At 62.0% G+C, this 15,944-nt stretch carries 15 protein-coding genes and 1 tRNA gene; 14 read left to right on the forward strand and 2 right to left on the reverse strand.

What is annotated here, in order from left to right; all coding sequences use genetic code 11:
- Window positions 1–31: 31 nt before the first annotated feature.
- The 8 genes from FJ953_RS22510 to FJ953_RS22545 all read left to right on the forward strand — a co-directional run bounded on the left by FJ953_RS22510 (window position 32) and on the right by FJ953_RS22545 (window position 8,157).
- The gene (locus tag FJ953_RS22510) at window positions 32–1,111 is read left to right on the forward strand and encodes an ABC transporter ATP-binding protein (protein WP_140625088.1); all 1,080 of its coding nucleotides are present in this window, start codon (window positions 32–34) and stop codon (window positions 1,109–1,111) included.
- Between the two features lie 10 nt (window positions 1,112–1,121).
- Entirely contained in the window at window positions 1,122–2,189 is a 1,068-nt protein-coding gene (locus FJ953_RS22515; RefSeq protein WP_140498794.1) for an ABC transporter ATP-binding protein, read from the forward strand.
- Window positions 2,190–3,056 carry a sugar ABC transporter permease gene (locus FJ953_RS22520; RefSeq protein WP_140498792.1) on the forward strand — a complete coding sequence of 289 codons (867 nt, stop codon included), beginning with the start codon at window positions 2,190–2,192 and terminating at the stop codon, window positions 3,054–3,056. It begins immediately after the preceding gene.
- Between the two features lies 1 nt (window position 3,057).
- Window positions 3,058–3,978 carry a carbohydrate ABC transporter permease gene (locus FJ953_RS22525; protein WP_140498790.1) on the forward strand — a complete coding sequence of 307 codons (921 nt, stop codon included), beginning with the start codon at window positions 3,058–3,060 and terminating at the stop codon, window positions 3,976–3,978.
- Window positions 3,979–3,980: 2 nt separating this feature from the next.
- The gene (locus FJ953_RS22530; protein WP_140625089.1) at window positions 3,981–4,268 is read left to right on the forward strand and encodes a DUF2160 domain-containing protein; all 288 of its coding nucleotides are present in this window, start codon (window positions 3,981–3,983) and stop codon (window positions 4,266–4,268) included.
- 82 nt (window positions 4,269–4,350) lie between these two features.
- The gene (locus tag FJ953_RS22535; protein ID WP_140498786.1) at window positions 4,351–6,075 is read left to right on the forward strand and encodes an ABC transporter substrate-binding protein; all 1,725 of its coding nucleotides are present in this window, start codon (window positions 4,351–4,353) and stop codon (window positions 6,073–6,075) included.
- A 93-nt stretch (window positions 6,076–6,168) separates the two neighbouring features.
- Window positions 6,169–7,662 (forward strand): glycerol kinase GlpK, encoded by a 1,494-nt coding sequence (glpK, locus tag FJ953_RS22540; protein WP_140564497.1) that lies wholly within the window; start codon window positions 6,169–6,171, stop codon window positions 7,660–7,662.
- Window positions 7,663–7,689: 27 nt separating this feature from the next.
- Window positions 7,690–8,157 (forward strand): DUF6882 domain-containing protein, encoded by a 468-nt coding sequence (locus FJ953_RS22545; RefSeq protein WP_140498781.1) that lies wholly within the window; start codon window positions 7,690–7,692, stop codon window positions 8,155–8,157.
- A 99-nt stretch (window positions 8,158–8,256) separates the two neighbouring features.
- Here FJ953_RS22545 and FJ953_RS22550 read toward each other — a convergent pair whose 3' ends face one another.
- Window positions 8,257–8,727, reverse strand: coding sequence for a BA14K family protein (locus FJ953_RS22550; RefSeq protein WP_140669967.1), 471 nt, complete (start codon window positions 8,725–8,727; stop codon window positions 8,257–8,259).
- A 300-nt stretch (window positions 8,728–9,027) separates the two neighbouring features.
- Between FJ953_RS22550 and FJ953_RS22555 the strand changes: the two genes are divergently transcribed.
- Window positions 9,028–9,103 (forward strand) — tRNA-Lys (locus FJ953_RS22555).
- 1 nt (window position 9,104) lies between these two features.
- On the opposite strand, the gene FJ953_RS22560 is transcribed toward FJ953_RS22555, so the two are convergent.
- Window positions 9,105–9,590 carry a hypothetical protein gene (locus tag FJ953_RS22560; RefSeq protein WP_140625090.1) on the reverse strand — a complete coding sequence of 162 codons (486 nt, stop codon included), beginning with the start codon at window positions 9,588–9,590 and terminating at the stop codon, window positions 9,105–9,107.
- Between the two features lie 167 nt (window positions 9,591–9,757).
- Between FJ953_RS22560 and FJ953_RS22565 the strand changes: the two genes are divergently transcribed.
- The 5 genes from FJ953_RS22565 to FJ953_RS22585 all read left to right on the forward strand — a co-directional run bounded on the left by FJ953_RS22565 (window position 9,758) and on the right by FJ953_RS22585 (window position 15,944).
- Window positions 9,758–10,816: a glycosyltransferase family 4 protein gene (locus FJ953_RS22565; RefSeq protein WP_140625091.1), complete on the forward strand. Its 1,059-nt coding sequence runs from the start codon at window positions 9,758–9,760 to the stop codon at window positions 10,814–10,816.
- A 45-nt stretch (window positions 10,817–10,861) separates the two neighbouring features.
- Entirely contained in the window at window positions 10,862–13,024 is a 2,163-nt protein-coding gene (locus FJ953_RS22570; protein ID WP_140525405.1) for an amylo-alpha-1,6-glucosidase, read from the forward strand.
- 82 nt (window positions 13,025–13,106) lie between these two features.
- Window positions 13,107–14,876, forward strand: a complete 1,770-nt coding sequence (locus FJ953_RS22575; RefSeq protein ID WP_140557735.1) for a trehalose-6-phosphate synthase — start codon at window positions 13,107–13,109, stop codon at window positions 14,874–14,876.
- Window positions 14,876–15,679 carry a trehalose-phosphatase gene (gene otsB / locus FJ953_RS22580; RefSeq protein WP_140557734.1) on the forward strand — a complete coding sequence of 268 codons (804 nt, stop codon included), beginning with the start codon at window positions 14,876–14,878 and terminating at the stop codon, window positions 15,677–15,679. Before FJ953_RS22575 ends, otsB begins: the two co-directional genes overlap by 1 nt.
- Window positions 15,680–15,731: 52 nt before the next feature.
- The gene (locus tag FJ953_RS22585; protein WP_140498769.1) at window positions 15,732–15,944 is read left to right on the forward strand and encodes a hypothetical protein; all 213 of its coding nucleotides are present in this window, start codon (window positions 15,732–15,734) and stop codon (window positions 15,942–15,944) included.

The following is a 15,944-nucleotide window of genomic DNA, read 5'->3' on the forward strand; positions in this document are numbered from 1 at the left end:
TGCTGATGCACACGGCCTGGGAGGAGGCATCATGCTGGAACTGAGGAACGTCACCAAGACGGTCGGCGCGGTGGAGCATATCCGCGACGTGTCGCTGACGCTCCAGCATGGCTCGCTGAACGTGCTGCTCGGGCCGACGCTGTCCGGCAAGACCAGCCTGATGCGGCTGATGGCCGGCCTCGACGCGCCGACTTCCGGCTCGGTCTGGTTCGACGGCAAGGACGTCACCGGACAGCCTGTTCAAAAGCGCAAGATCGCCATGGTCTACCAGCAGTTCATCAACTACCCCGCGATGAGCGTCTACGAAAACATCGCTTCGCCATTGCGGGTAGCGGGCGTCGAGAAGGCCAGGATCGACAGTCAGGTGCGGGAAGCCGCTGCCCTGCTCAAGCTGACGCCCTATTTGGACCGCACGCCGCTCAGCCTGTCCGGTGGCCAGCAACAGCGCACCGCACTGGCGCGCGCCATCGTCAAGAATGCAAGCCTGGTGCTGCTCGATGAGCCGCTCGCCAATCTCGACTACAAGCTGCGCGAGGAATTGCGCGCAGAACTGCCGAGGATCTTCGCCGCCGCCGGTACCATCTTCGTCTATGCCACGACCGAACCGCACGAGGCGCTGCTGCTCGGCGGCAATACGGCGACGCTGTCGCAAGGCCGCATCACCCAGTTCGGCCCGACCATCGAGGTGTTCCGCAAACCGGTCGACCTGGTGACGGCCAGGACCTTCGCCGATCCGCCGCTCAACACGATCGTGCTGGCCAAGAACGGACCCGATTTCCTGCTGGAGGGCGGCGTCAAGCTGCCGGTGCCGCCGGAACTTGTCGGCATTGCCGACGGCAATTACACGATCGGCTTCCAGCCGCACCATCTGTCGCTCGAGCGGCCGGATGCGAGTGCCGTGCCGGTGCGGGCAAAGGTCACCATCACCGAGATCACCGGCTCGGAAAGCTTCATCCATCTTGATTTCGCCGACGCGCGCTGGGTGATGCTGACCCATGGCATCCGCGATTTCGAGACCGACGAAGTGGTCGAAGTGTTCATCGACCCGCGTCACATCATGGTTTTCGACCAACACGGCGTCGCCGTGGCCGCGGCAAAGCTGGCGGCCTGAGGAGAAAACGATGGCGCGCATCGACGTCAACCATGTCAGGCACTCATATCTGCCGAACCCGCGTACCGATGCGGATTTCGCACTGCGGGAGGTGCACCACACTTTCGAGGACGGTGGCGCCTATGCGCTGCTAGGCCCATCCGGCTGCGGCAAGACCACGCTGCTGAACATCATTTCCGGCCTGCTCCACCCCTCGCACGGCCAATTGCTGTTCAACGGCAGGGATGTCACGAGACTGTCGACGCAGGAGCGCAACATCGCGCAGGTGTTCCAGTTCCCGGTCATCTACGACACGATGACCGTCTACGACAACCTGGCTTTCCCGCTGCGCAACCGCGGCGTTCCGGAGGCCGACGTCGACCGCAAGGTGCGCGAGACGCTCGACATGATCGATCTGGCAGACTGGGCCAGGAAGAAGGCGAGGGGCCTGACCGCCGACCAGAAGCAGAAGATCTCGCTCGGCCGCGGACTGGTGCGCTCGGATGTCAATGCGATCCTGTTCGACGAGCCGCTGACCGTCATCGACCCGCACATGAAGTGGGTGCTGCGCTCGCAGTTGAAGCAGCTTCACCGCCGCTTCGGCTACACCATGGTCTATGTTACGCATGACCAGACAGAGGCGCTGACCTTCGCCGACCAGGTGGTGGTCATGTATGATGGCGGCATCGTGCAGATCGGCACGCCGGCCGAGCTGTTCGAGCGGCCGCGCCACACCTTCGTCGGCTACTTCATCGGCTCGCCCGGCATGAACGTCATGCCGGTAGCGATCGATGGCAAGACAGCGACGCTTGGTTCCCAGCGCATCCAATTGCCAGGCGCGCCGAAGGCCGGAAGCGGCGTCGTCGAACTCGGCATCCGTCCTGAATATGTCAGGCTCGGCCGCGATGGCATGGCCGTCCACGTCAGCAAGGTCGAGGATGTGGGCCGCCACAAGGTCGTGCGCGCCAGTCTGGAAGGCCGCGAGATCGCGGCCGTCATCGGCGAGGACGAAACCGTTCCCGCCGATCCAAAAGTGCGGTTCGACCCAGCCGGCATCAACATCTATGCCGATTCCTGGCGTGTCGAGATGGGGGCGTAAATGGAAAAGCCCTGGAACAACAAGGCCTGGTTCCTCGTGCTGCCGATGCTCGTGCTGGTGGCGTTCTCGGCCGTTATCCCGCTGATGACCGTCGTCAACTACTCGGTACAGGACACGTTCGGCAATAACGTCTTCTTCTGGGCGGGGACCGAATGGTTCGAAGAGTTGCTGCATTCCGATCGCTTCTGGGAAGCCATGGTGCGCAACCTGATCTTCTCCTTCATCATCCTGGCGATCGAAGTGCCGCTCGGCATCTTCATTGCCCTCAACATGCCCAAAAAGGGCTGGGGCGTGCCGGTCTGCCTGGTGCTGATGGCGCTGCCGCTCTTGATCCCGTGGAATGTCGTCGGCACGATCTGGCAGGTGTTCGGCCGCAACGATATCGGCCTGCTCGGCTACTACGTCAACGCGCTCGGCATCGACTACAATTACGTGCAGGATCCGTTCGACGCCTGGGTCACCGTCATCATCATGGACGTCTGGCACTGGACCAGCCTCGTCGTGCTGCTCTGCTATGCCGGCCTGGTCTCGATCCCCGACGCCTTCTACCAGGCGGCCAAGATCGATGGCGCCTCGCGCTGGGCGGTGTTCCGCTACATCCAGTTGCCGAAGATGAAGCGCGTGCTTCTGATCGCGGTGCTGCTGCGTTTCATGGACAGTTTCATGATCTACACCGAGCCCTTCGTCGTCACCGGCGGCGGTCCGGGCAATTCGACGACCTTCCTGTCGATCGACCTCGTCAAGACCGCGCTCGGACAGTTCGACCTCGGTCCGGCGGCGGCGATGTCGCTGGTCTACTTCCTGATCATCCTGTTGTTGTCGTGGGTGTTCTACACCGTGATGACCAACTACGACGCGGAACGCTGATATGGCCGGCGCCAACGAACGTACCGAGCGCAACCTGGTGAACGGGACCGCCGCTTCGGAAAGACTCGCCAGTTCGCTGTCGCAGAGCGAGCTGGACAGGCGCATGCGCCGCCGTGGCGAGGAATCGCGCTGGTGGTGGATCGTGCCGACGCTCTACATCATCGTCCTGCTGCTGCCGATCTACTGGCTCATCAATATGAGCTTCAAGACCAATGCGGAGATCGTCAATTCGCTGACGCTCTATCCGCATGCGCCGACGCTGCGCAACTACACCATCATCTTCACCGATGCGTCGTGGTATTCGGGCTACATCAATTCGATCACATATGTGGTGATGAACATGGTGATCTCGGTCGCCGTGGCGCTGCCGGCGGCTTACGCCTTCTCACGCTACCGCTTCCTCGGCGACAAGCATCTGTTCTTCTGGTTGTTGACCAACCGCATGGCACCGCCGGCGGTGTTCGCGCTGCCGTTCTTCCAGCTTTATTCGGCATTCGGCCTCATCGATACGCATATCGCGGTGGCGCTGGCGCACTGCCTGTTCAACGTGCCGCTGGCGGTGTGGATCCTTGAGGGCTTCATGTCCGGAGTGCCGAAGGAGATCGACGAAACGGCCTACATAGACGGCTATTCGTTTCCGCGTTTCTTCGTGAAGATATTCATGCCGCTGATCGCCAGCGGCATCGGCGTCGCCTGCTTCTTCTGCTTCATGTTCTCATGGGTGGAACTGCTCATCGCCCGCACGCTGACCACCACCGATGCCAAGCCGATCGCCGCTACCATGACCCGCACCGTGTCGGCGTCGGGAATGGACTGGGGGCTGCTGGCAGCCGCCGGGGTGCTGACGCTGATCCCCGGGGCGCTCGTCATCTGGTTCGTTCGCAACTACATCGCCAAGGGCTTCGCCCTGGGGAGGGTGTGACCATGAACCTCGACTTCTCCTGGATGGCGTGGACCTGGCCGACGGCCGCCTTCTTCGCCGTCATAGCGCTGCTGCTGGTCGGCATGAGTGTCTGGGAATATGCCTCGCCCGGCGGCGATCCGCGCATCGGCGTGCTGCGTTTCAAGACGACGCGCGGCGATCGTCTCTTCGTTTCGCTGCTTGGCAGCGCCTTCATCCATCTCGCTTGGCTGGGTCTTGTCGGACCCAGCCTGTGGTGGGCTCTCGCTCTCTCCGTGGTCTACGCCATCGGCGTCTTCCGCTACGTATAGAGGGGGAAACTGTTGGAGCGGCCGCTTGTTGGCGGCCTCTCCAGATCGCACTTGAAGTCTTTTCAAACGTGGAGGAAACACAATGCGACGGCAATTATTGACATCTACGACCGCCCTTGTCCTCTTGCTCGGCGTGGGCAACGCCTATGCCGGCATGGACGAGGCAAAAGCCTTTCTTGACAAGGAGATAGGCGATCTGTCGACGCTTTCGCGCGCCGATCAGGAAAAGGAAATGCAGTGGTTCGTCGACGCCGCCAAGCCGTTCGCCGGCATGGATATCAAGGTCGTGTCGGAAACGCTGACGACGCATCAATACGAGTCGCAGGTTCTGGCTCCGGCCTTCACCGCCATCACCGGCATCAAGGTCACGCACGACGTCATCCAGGAAGGCGACGTCGTTGAAAAGATCCAGACCCAGATGCAGACTGGCCAGAACCTCTATGACGGCTGGGTCAACGATTCCGACCTGATCGGCACCCACTGGCGTTACCAGCAGGTGCGCAACCTGACCGACTGGATGGCGGGCGAAGGCAAGGATGTCACCAATCCGAACCTCGATGTGAAGGATTTCATCGGCACCTCCTTCACCACCGCTCCGGACAAGAAGCTCTATCAGCTTCCCGACCAGCAGTTCGCCAACCTCTACTGGTTCCGCTACGACTGGTTCAACGACGAGAAGAACAAAGCCGACTTCAAGGCCAAGTACGGCTACGATCTCGGCGTTCCCGTCAACTGGTCGGCCTATGAGGACATTGCCGAGTTCTTCACCGGCCGCGACGTCGATGGCAAGAAGGTCTACGGCCATATGGACTATGGCAAGAAGGACCCGTCGCTCGGCTGGCGCTTCACCGATGCCTGGCTGTCGATGGCCGGCAATGGCGACAAGGGTATCCCGAACGGCCTGCCGGTCGACGAATGGGGCATCAAGGTCAACGAGAAATCGCAGCCGGTCGGCTCCTGCACGGCCCGGGGCGGCGACACCAACGGCCCGGCCGCCGTCTACTCGATCCAGAAATATCTCGATTGGCTGAAGGCCTACGCACCGCAGGAAGCGCAGGGCATGACCTTCTCGGAATCCGGTCCGGTTCCCGCGCAGGGCAATGTCGCCCAGCAGATCTTCTGGTACACGGCGTTCACCGCCGACATGGTCAAGCCCGGCCTGCCCGTCATGAACGACGACGGCACGCCGAAATGGCGCATGGCTCCGTCGCCGCACGGTGTCTACTGGAAGGACGGCATGAAGCTCGGCTACCAGGATGTCGGTTCGTGGACGCTGATGAAGTCGACCCCGACCGACCGTGCCAAGGCCGCCTGGCTCTACGCCCAGTTCGTCACCTCGAAGACGGTGGACGTGAAGAAGAGCCATGTCGGCCTCACCTTCATCCGCGACTCCACCATTCACGACAAGAGCTTCACGGAGCGCGCGCCGAAGCTCGGCGGCCTGATCGAGTTCTATCGCTCGCCGGCCCGCGTGCAATGGTCGCCGACCGGCACCAACGTGCCGGACTATCCGAAGCTGGCACAGCTGTGGTGGCAGGCGATCGGCGATGCCTCGTCGGGCGCAAAGAGTGCGCAGGAAGCGATGGATTCGCTTTGCGCCGAGCAGGAGAAGGTCATGGGCCGCATCGAGAGGTCCGGCGTCCAGGGCGATATCGGGCCGAAGCTCGCCGAGGAACATGATCTCGCCTACTGGAATGCCGACGCGGTCAAGGCCGGCAATCTCGCTCCCCAGCTCAAGATCGAGAACGAGAAGGAGAAGCCCCAGACCATCAACTATGACGAGCTGGTCAAGAGCTGGCAGAAGTAGGACTGACCTATGCGGGCGTTCGCGCCCGTGTAAAATTCAGGGAGGCGGCACGTTGCCGTCTCCCTTCTTTGTGTCGTGACGGAGGAAGTGCGAATGAATGGCTTTGTCCTGGCAATCGACCAAGGCACCACGTCGAGCCGGTCGATTCTGTTCGACGGCGACATGAAAGTCGTCGGCAGCAGCCAGCAAGAATTCACCCAGCACTATCCTGCTTCCGGCTGGGTCGAGCATGACCCGGAAGATATCTGGGCCAGCGTCGTGGCGACCGTGAAGGGCGCATTGAAGAATGCCGGGCGGGAGGCATCGGACGTCGCCGCGGTCGGCATCACCAACCAGCGCGAGACCGTCGTCATTTGGGACAGGGCGACCGGCAAGCCGATCCACAACGCCATCGTCTGGCAGGACCGGCGCACCGCGCCGCTATGCCGGAAGCTGAAGAAGCAGGGATTGGAAAAGACCTTCACCAGGAAGACCGGCCTGCTGCTCGATCCGTATTTCTCCGGCACCAAGATCGCCTGGATCCTGGACAAGGTGAAAGGCGCCAGGAAACGCGCCGAGAAAGGTGAATTGCTGGCCGGCACCATCGACAGTTTCCTGATCTGGCGCCTGACCAGCGGCAAGGTGCATGCCACCGACGCCACAAACGCCTCCCGCACGCTGGTCTACAACATCGAGAAGAATGCGTGGGACGACGAGCTGCTGGCCATCCTGAACATCCCGGCAAGGATGCTCCCCGAGGTGAAGGACTGCGCCGATGATTTTGGAATCACGGAGAAAAATCTCTTTGGCGCCGAGATAAGGATCCTCGGCGTTGCCGGCGACCAGCATGCCGCGACCATCGGCCAGGCCTGTTTCGAGCCCGGCATGATGAAATCGACCTACGGCACCGGCTGTTTCGCGCTGCTCAACACCGGTGCCGATCTGGTGCGCTCGAAGAACCGGCTGTTGACCACGATTGCCTATCGGCTGAACGGCAAGACCACCTATGCGCTGGAAGGATCGATCTTCATCGCCGGCGCCGCCGTGCAGTGGTTGCGCGACGGCATCAAGGTGATCGGCAAGGCCGAACAGAGCGGCAAGCTGGCGGCCGAGGCCGATCCGACCCAGGACGTGTATCTGGTGCCGGCCTTTGTCGGGCTCGGCGCGCCCCACTGGGATGCCGAGGCGCGGGGCGCGATCTTTGGCCTGACCCGCAATTCGGGGCCGGCGGAGTTTGCCCGCGCCGCGCTCGAATCCGTGGCCTACCAGACCCGCGACCTGCTCGATGCCATGCGCAAGGATTGGAAAGGTACGGCGGCCAAGACGGTGCTTCGGGTCGACGGCGGCATGGTGGCATCCGACTGGACCATGCAACGGCTGGCCGACATTCTTGACGCGCCGGTCGACCGTCCGACCATTCTGGAGACGACCGCGCTCGGTGCCGCCTGGCTCGCCGGCTCGAAGGCGGGCGTGTGGCCTAAGGCGCGGGAGTTCGCCAAGACATGGGCGCTCGACCGCCGCTTCAGACCAGACATGGAGCCTGCGGCGCGCTCGGCCAAGCTGGCGGGGTGGCGCGATGCTGTTCGCAGGACGCTGAGCGTGTCATAATCAACAGTCAGATTGGGCGAGGGGGAAATGAAGCCAAACTGGTACTCTGCTTGGCGCGCCGAGGCTATCAAACAACTGAAGGCCAAGAATAAGCGCTTGGAGGAAGAATTCCGCATCGGCCACTGGTCGCGCTATGACTTGAGCAACGGAAAGCTCTTGTTTTCCAAGGACGGGGCGATCGAGGTGATCACCGAAATCCAGATCGCCGGTTCCACGAATGCCAAGGCACAGAACTGGCTCTGGGCGTGGGCAAATTCAAATTTGCCCGATAGTCTTCTCAGAGACGCAAAGCTGGTTCGGTCCTTCGGCGAGAAGAACGGCATTGACGAACTGGCTCAGGCTTACGTGATAGATGGGGATCAGCTGGAAGTGCTGGGTTGGGAATTGGCGGCCGTCACGGTTCGAATTTGCGATGCCGTCGGAGCGTACCGATCGCCCCGTGGTGAAGGTGGCGCGCTTTATTATATCTTCAAGACCATTAATTGGGCCAGCTGATCACAGCCTGCCCGGGGACCGTCCTCGCACGACAGAAAGCCCGCGCCATTTCCGGCACGGGCTTTGACTTTCTATCCCTCTGACGAACACTGTCGCCCATCAGTAGGGTGAAATGCACTGCTGCCGCGGGCCGTTATACGGCTGGAACGTGTTGTCGGATGCGCGGTAGGAACGGTAACGGTCATAGCACCACTGCACATGCGAATTGCCTTCATAGACGCGGTTCCGGTTGTTGGCGATCGCGCCGGTTATCAGCGCGCCAGTGGCGAAAGCAGCAAGCGGGAACCAGAAATCGCCGTGACGGCGATAGCCCGGGCGATATTCACGGTAGCCGCGATGGCCGTTCCAGTAGGCTCCGCGGTTGTCGCGGTAGAAGTTGCGGTTGCCGCGAAACTCGCCGCGGAAGTTACGGCGCCGCTCCCAGGGCCTGTACTGCACGGTCTGGACATCGGACGAGACCGATGCAGGCTGCGGTACATAGGCCGGTGCGGCTTCGACCGGCATGGCAGCCGCCACTGCGAAGGAAGCTGACAGTGTGGTCGCCAGCAAACCCGACAGGACTTTGTTCATGATCTTCTCCTTGAGAGGTTGACGTCCCTTGTGGCGGAGGAAACGGACACGCTCGCGAATTGTTCCTGGAAAAAAAGGCAAGTTGCTGATTTGTAATGTTTCTCCGGTTTGGGATCGATGGAGGCCACAGGGTCTTCGCCTGGCTGGCAAAGGTTCGGCATGTCCTTGCCGAAACGGCCGGCCGGGAGAGCCGGCACGGCGGGAACGCATGGCTTGGTGGCCCCGTTTTTTCCGGTTGACCGGTCGAGGCACTCTCCCTATGTTCCGCGCAATTTCGAGGGCGCCGTTTCCAGCCCACGGGAGCGCGTAGCTCAGCCGGTAGAGCAACTGACTTTTAATCAGTAGGTCTCGGGTTCGAACCCCGACGCGCTCACCACTCAGTCCCGTGACAAATGCACGTTCAGGACAGCGGCTTTTTTGGCGATCAGTCCTTCCAGATCCGCGTCCGATCGGGTGGTGCCGGTGCGTTGGCGCAGCAGGGAGATCATCGCGCTCATCGAAAGCGGGGCGGTTTTTTGCTGAACCAGGATCGCGTCCACCGCGCCGGCAACGTCGGGGCCTTCCGCTGGTGCTCTCATGGTCGGATCCTTTCTGTCCAGCTCCGCCTCGGTGCCGCCGACCGATCCTCTGATGCCGCGGTCAAAGACGACGGCCAACCCGTTCTTGACGGCGAGGGCCGCGACCATGTCGTCGAGTTCGTGGTCCGAAAAGCTGGGGTCGGAAGGCGTGGGTTTCAGGATTCTGTGAATCACCCTGGCGGCCTGGTCCGTCGAAACATAGCCGAAGCGCTGTTTTCTAGCTTCGACATATTGTTCGATGATCATGTCAAGCCGGCGGGCTGCAATGTCCTTTGATTGCTGCATCGGAACCTCCTCGGGTCGTCATGGCGCGCAGGAGCAGCACCTAAAGAGATAGGGCCGCCCGGAAGAACATCAAACATGAGAAATGACGCATCTGCCGATAGCGGAGGAACGATCGCGCCGCTGATGCATTTTTGCCTTTGACCAGCCTATTGAGGGAACGCAGGCCAATGAAGATCGCCCATATCGCGCCGCTGTATGAATCCGTGCCGCCAAGGCTCTATGGAGGCACCGAACGCATCATCTCCTATCTCACCGAAGCTCTGGTCGGGCTCGGCCACGATGTAACGTTGTTTGCCAGCGGCGATACCAGGACCTCCGCCCGGCTGGTCGCGTGCCGGGAACGGGCGCTGCGCCTCGATCCCCGGCCGTTGAAGTCGGAGATCGCGGCGCATCTGTCGATGCTCGAGGAAGTCAGGAGACAGGCCGACGATTTCGACATTCTTCACTTCCATCTCAGCCACTTCCTGCATTTCCCGTTTTTCCGCCATATGCCGGAGCGCACGGTGACGACGCCGCATGGCAGGCTGGACTATGTGGATCTGGCACAGGCCTATGAGCGGTTCCAGCGTTTTCCGATGATTTCCATTTCACGCAGCCAGAGGACGAGGCTCGCGTCCGCCAACTGGTTGGCGACCATCCATCATGGGCTGCCGCTCGATCTCTATGGGCCGGATTTTGAAGCCGGCTCCGACGGCACATATCTGGCGTTCCTCGGCAGGATGTCGCGCGACAAGCGGCCGGACCGGGCGATCGAGATTGCCAGGCGCACGGGCCTGAGGCTCAAGCTCGCGGCCAAGGTGGGCGACGGCGACCGGGCCTATTTCGAGGAGGTCGTCCAGCCGCTGATCGATGGCGATCGCGTCGAATATGTCGGCGAGATCAGCGAGGACCAGAAGAGCAGGTTTCTCGGCAATGCCGCTGCCTTGCTGTTCCCCATCGACTGGCCCGAGCCTTTTGGTCTGGCGGTAATCGAGGCGATGGCCTGCGGAACCCCTGTCATGGCTTGGAGCTGCGGCGCCATGCCCGAGATCATCGATCACGGTGTGACCGGCTTCGTCGTCGAAACCCTCGAGGATGCCGTCGCCACCATGCCGGCCCTGCTTCAGCTCGACAGGCGCCGGATAAGGGCCGTTTTCGAAGGACGGTTCTCGGCCGACCGCATGGCGCGCGACTATGTCGCCACCTATTCACAGGCGATCGACACTCAACAAATCAGGGCTTCCTAGTACAGTGCCCCGTTCAGAAACAAGCACGGGACAGTCTTCTTGACCATCACCCAACTTGACGAGCGCAAGCTTGATCCCGCAATAGCCCTGGCCTCCCTGGACGAAACCGCGCCGAGGGAACCGCACCGGCTCTTCGCACTCAAGCATGGCGACTGCTTCGCCGTCGCCGATTCCTATGGCGACATACGCGGTGTGGGCGACGGCTTCTTCCGCGACGACACGCGCGTGCTTTCCGAATTCCGCCTCGCGGTGGGCGGTCGTTCGACGTCGTTGCTGGGCGCATCGCTGAGCCAGGACAATGTCCTGTTCACCTCCAACCTGACCAATCTGCCTATAGAGAGTGCCGGCGGCCGTCCCATCCCGCAAGGAGCGATCCACATCGAGCGTGTCAGGCTGCTGTGGGAGGACCGGCTGTATGAGCGCCTGACCCTTTCCAACTACAGCCAGGAACATTCGACCGTCCTGCTTTCGCTGCGCTTCGCCGCCGATTTCCGCGACATGTTCGAAGTTCGTGGCTCGACACGCGCCAAACGAGGCACCGCCCATACCGCCGAGATGGACCAGAACTCGGTTCTGCTTCGCTATGAAGGCCTGGACAAGGTGGTGCGTACGTCGACGATATCGTTTTCGCAGAAACCCGACGAATTGACCTCCGACCGGGCGGATTTCTTCATTGCAGTCACCAAACGCAGCCGCAAGACACTGTATGTCGAGGTCGGCAGCGAGATGGCCGATGTGCCCGACCGCGACCGGTTTCGCGCCGCAGCGGCGCGCGCGCGTTTCGGCATGCGCGCCAAGCGCCGCCATGGCGCGACGCTGCACAGTTCGGGCAGGGTGTTCAACGACTGGATGGAGCGCGCCCGTGCCGATGTGGCGCTGCTCACCACCGAACTTGCGACCGGCCCTTATCCCTATGCCGGCATTCCGTGGTTCTCGACGGCCTTCGGCAGAGACGGCGTGATCTCGGCGTTGCAGATGCTCTGGCTCAATCCCGGCCTGGCGCGCGGCGTGCTTGCCTTTCTCGCGCAACATCAGGCGACCGAAACCTCGCCCTTCAGCGACTCTCAGCCCGGCAAGATCATGCATGAAACGCGCAAAGGTGAAATGACGGCGCTGAGCGAGTTGCCGTTCGGCCGCTACTATGGCGGCGTCGACACCACCCCGCTCTACGTTCATCTCGCCTGCGCTTACGCGGACCGCACCGGCGACATGGTCTTTATCGACGGCCTGTGGCAGTCGCTATGTGCAGCCGCCGAATGGATCGAGGCGGCAAGCGCTTCGACCGGATTCGTCACCTACCGGCGTGCGGCGGAGTCAGGCCTCGCCAACCAGGGATGGAAGGACAGCTTTGATTCGGTCTTTCATGCAGACGGTCGTATCCCGAAGGGGCCGATCGCGCTGGTCGAGGTGCAGGGCTACGTCTTCGCGGCGTTCCAGGGGCTGGCGAGACTGGCTCGCCGGCGAGGCGAGACAGAAAAGGCGGAAGGCTGGGAAAGGCGGGCCGAAGAGATCCGCCGGCGGGTTGAAAGTCATTTCTGGATCGAAGAGCTGGGTTACTACGCGCTGGCGCTCGATGGCGACGGCCGACCATGCGAGGTGCGCACGTCCAATGCTGGACATCTGCTCTATGTGGGGCTTCCGGATCCGGATCGGGCGCGGATCGTCGCCGATCAGTTGCTGTCGGCTTCTTTTCACTCCGGCTGGGGATTGAGGACGCTCGCCGACGACGCAATATTCTTCAATCCCATGTCGTATCACAATGGCTCCATCTGGCCGCACGACACGGCGATATGCGCGGCAGGCCTTGCGCGGTACGGCATTCGCGACAATGTGGTGCGGCTGATGAGCGGGACGTTCGAATCCGCCGTCCATTTCAACATGCGCCTGCCCGAACTTTTCTGCGGCTTCACCCGCGCACCGGGCGAGGCGCCGATCGCGTATCCGGTCGCTTGCCTGCCGCAGGCCTGGTCGGCAGGTTCCGCCTTCATGCTGATGCAGGCCTGTCTGGGCCTCCATATCGACGGCTGGGCCGGCGAAATCCATGTCACAAGGCCGCGCCTGCCAATCGGCATCGACAGCCTGGTGATCCGCCATCTCGCGGTGGCGGGCACGGCAGTCGACCTGACGTTCCAGCGTGTAGGAGATCGTGTGGGCGCGTTCCTGGCCGACCGCCATGAAGGGTTGGCGCCTTTGATCGTGCGCAGCTAAAAACCGGAACCATCACCGGCGACGTGCGTTGCACCATCTCCCCCGCGGAGAGGCGCGACCTAGGCCGGAGCAATTCACATCGATGCCAGACAACAATTTTGACTTCCTCCACTCTGCCTCCGCTCTATGGTTCGTCATTCTTGCCAGCCTCTGCGTTTCCCTTGTTGCCTTGGTGATTTCCGCGCTGCGATCCCGCCGGACCCCGCCGGAACCGGCGAATGTCGAGCCTCCACCGGCTCGTGTCGTATTGCGGGAGTTCGAAAAGAATGGCCATTCCGCCGACGCGGCGCTCGTCAACTGGTCGCCCTCGACACTGCGCGAAATCCTGGCGAAGGAACTGCCGGATGCGCAAGTGATCGTCGTCTCCAACCGCGAGCCCTACATTCACAATCTCAGGGATGACAATGTCGACCTGGTTGTGCCGGCCAGTGGACTTGTCTCGGCGCTGGAGCCGATCACCCGTGCCTGCGCGGGAACCTGGATAGCCTATGGCGGCGGCTCGGCGGATCATCTCGTCGTCGACCAGAACGACCGCATCGAGGTCCCACCTGAGAACCCATCCTACACGTTGCGCCGTGTCTGGCTGACCGACGAGGAACAGCAAGGCTATTATCTGGGCTTTGCCAATGAGGGTCTCTGGCCCCTGTGCCACATAGCCTTTACGCGGCCCGTCTTCCGCACGTCCGACTGGGAAACGTACGAAGCCGTCAATCGCAAATTCGCCGATACCGTCGTTGCCGAAGCGCGGAACGAACGCCCGATCGTCCTCGTCCAGGACTATCATTTCGCGCTGCTGCCGCGAATGATCCGGGAACGCCTGCCCGATGCGATCATCATCACCTTCTGGCACATTCCGTGGCCAAATTCGGAAGTCTTCAGCATCTGCCCCTGGCGGGAAAAGATCCTGGACGGCCTGCTGGGGAGCTCTATCATCGGCTTTCATACGCAGTTCCACTGCAACAACTTCATCGAGAGCGTCGACCGCTTCCTGGAAAGCAGGATCGAGCGCGAGGATTCGGCGATCTCCTATGGCGGCCAGACCAGCCTGGTCCACGCCTATCCGATCTCGATAGAGTGGCCGCCGGCTCAACTCGGGAAATTGCCCGCCATCGCGCAGTGCCGCGCGCGAATTCGCGAAAAATTCGGGCTGGCGGACAATGTCAGCCTCTGTGTCGGCGTCGAGCGCCTCGATTATACGAAAGGCATTCTCGACCGGTTTCATGCATTGGACGAACTGTTCAAGCAACACCCGGAGTGGATCGGCCAGGTGGCCTTCCTGCAGATCGCGGCGCCAAGCCGTGGAACCTTGCCGGCCTACCAGCAACTGCACGAGGAATGCCTGCGTTGCGCGGCGGAGCTCAACGAGCGTTATGGCCGGGACGGCTACACGCCTGTCTTGATGGTGGCTGAACACCATTCCCAGGAGCAGGTCTACGAAATCTACCGAGCCGCCGATGTCTGCATGGTGACCAGCCTGCACGACGGAATGAACCTGGTCGCCAAGGAATTTGTCGCCGCACGCGACGACGAGCAGGGCGTGCTGATGCTCAGCATGTTTGCCGGCGCTTCCAAGGAGCTTCTCGAGGCACTGATCGTCAATCCTTACGACGCGACGATGATGGCCGAGGCGTTGCTGCAGGCATTGACCATGGTGCCCGCCGAGCAGCGCCAGCGCATGCAGCGCATGCGCGAGATCGTCCGCGACAACAATGTCTATCGCTGGGCGGGCAGCATGCTTCTCGACGCCGCCCGCTTGCGCAAGCGAATCGCGATCGACCCTGCCGGGCCGGGCTCCGTTGCCGCGGCCAATGTGATATCGCTGCTTGATCGCAAACGGGTCGCGGCGCTGTGATGTCGGGATCGGCAAATCTGTCCGTGCCGACCGTCCCGCAAGGCCGATGGGCACTCTTCCTGGACATTGACGGTACGCTTCTGGAACATGCCGCCCATCCCGACGCGGTGGTCGTCGGCGATGCGTTGCGAAGCATGCTAACAAGGCTGGACGGGCGTCTGGCTGGCGCTCTGGCTTTCATTACAGGAAGATCCGTTTCCGCCGTCGACCGGCTCTTCCAGCCGCTGCGCCTACCGGCTGCGGGTCTATACGGCCTGGAGCACCGGCTTGTCCGTGACGGGCCTGTCGAGGCGGCCGACGAGCCCGCCGACATTGCCGCGCTTGCCGAGGAAATCGAGGCGGAACTGGACAATGTGGACGTCTATATCGAGCGCAAGGGCCCGATCCTGGCCATTCATACGCGTGCGGCGCCGCAGTTGCTGCAACGGGCGACGCAACTGGTCGAACAGGCCCTGGAGCGGCTTCCGCGAGGATATCGGGTTCTTGCCGGCAATGCCGGGGTGGAACTGATGCCGCTCGAGGCGGCCAAGGGAGCGGCAATCAGGCGTTTCTGCGAGTTGCCGGCTTTCCGGGGGCGGATTCCCGTATTCCTCGGAGACGACACGTCGGATGAGAACGGCTTCGAAGCCGTCAATGAAATGGATGGCATTTCGGTCCGCATCAAACCGCAAGGGAAAACCGTGGCGCGCCACGCGCTGGCCGATGTCGGCGAGACCCTGGCCTGGCTTGAATCCCTATGTCACGACCAATCGGGCACTGGCCGGTTTGAGGAGGCGGTCCAGCCCACTGTCCGGCAGAGTTGAGGCCGCAAAACGCATTTTGCGCCTTTGAAGAACGGGTTTCAGGAGTTGATCAATGATCCAATTCACCAGCCTCATCCACGAGATCATGCCTGCGTGGCTCCGGCGGCGTTCGCGCCGGCGCATGCAGGACACCGAGACGACTTTCGATCCCTCGCGTCCTGAAGACGCCGATGCCGTCTGGCGAAAGGCTGTCGAGAGGGACCTGTTCGGCGCAAACACGCCCGACTATACCGAGACCGAACAGAAGAAACGCGATCACCACTGA

The organism is Mesorhizobium sp. B2-3-6 (genome assembly GCF_006442305.1).
Lineage (GTDB): Bacteria > Pseudomonadota > Alphaproteobacteria > Rhizobiales > Rhizobiaceae > Mesorhizobium.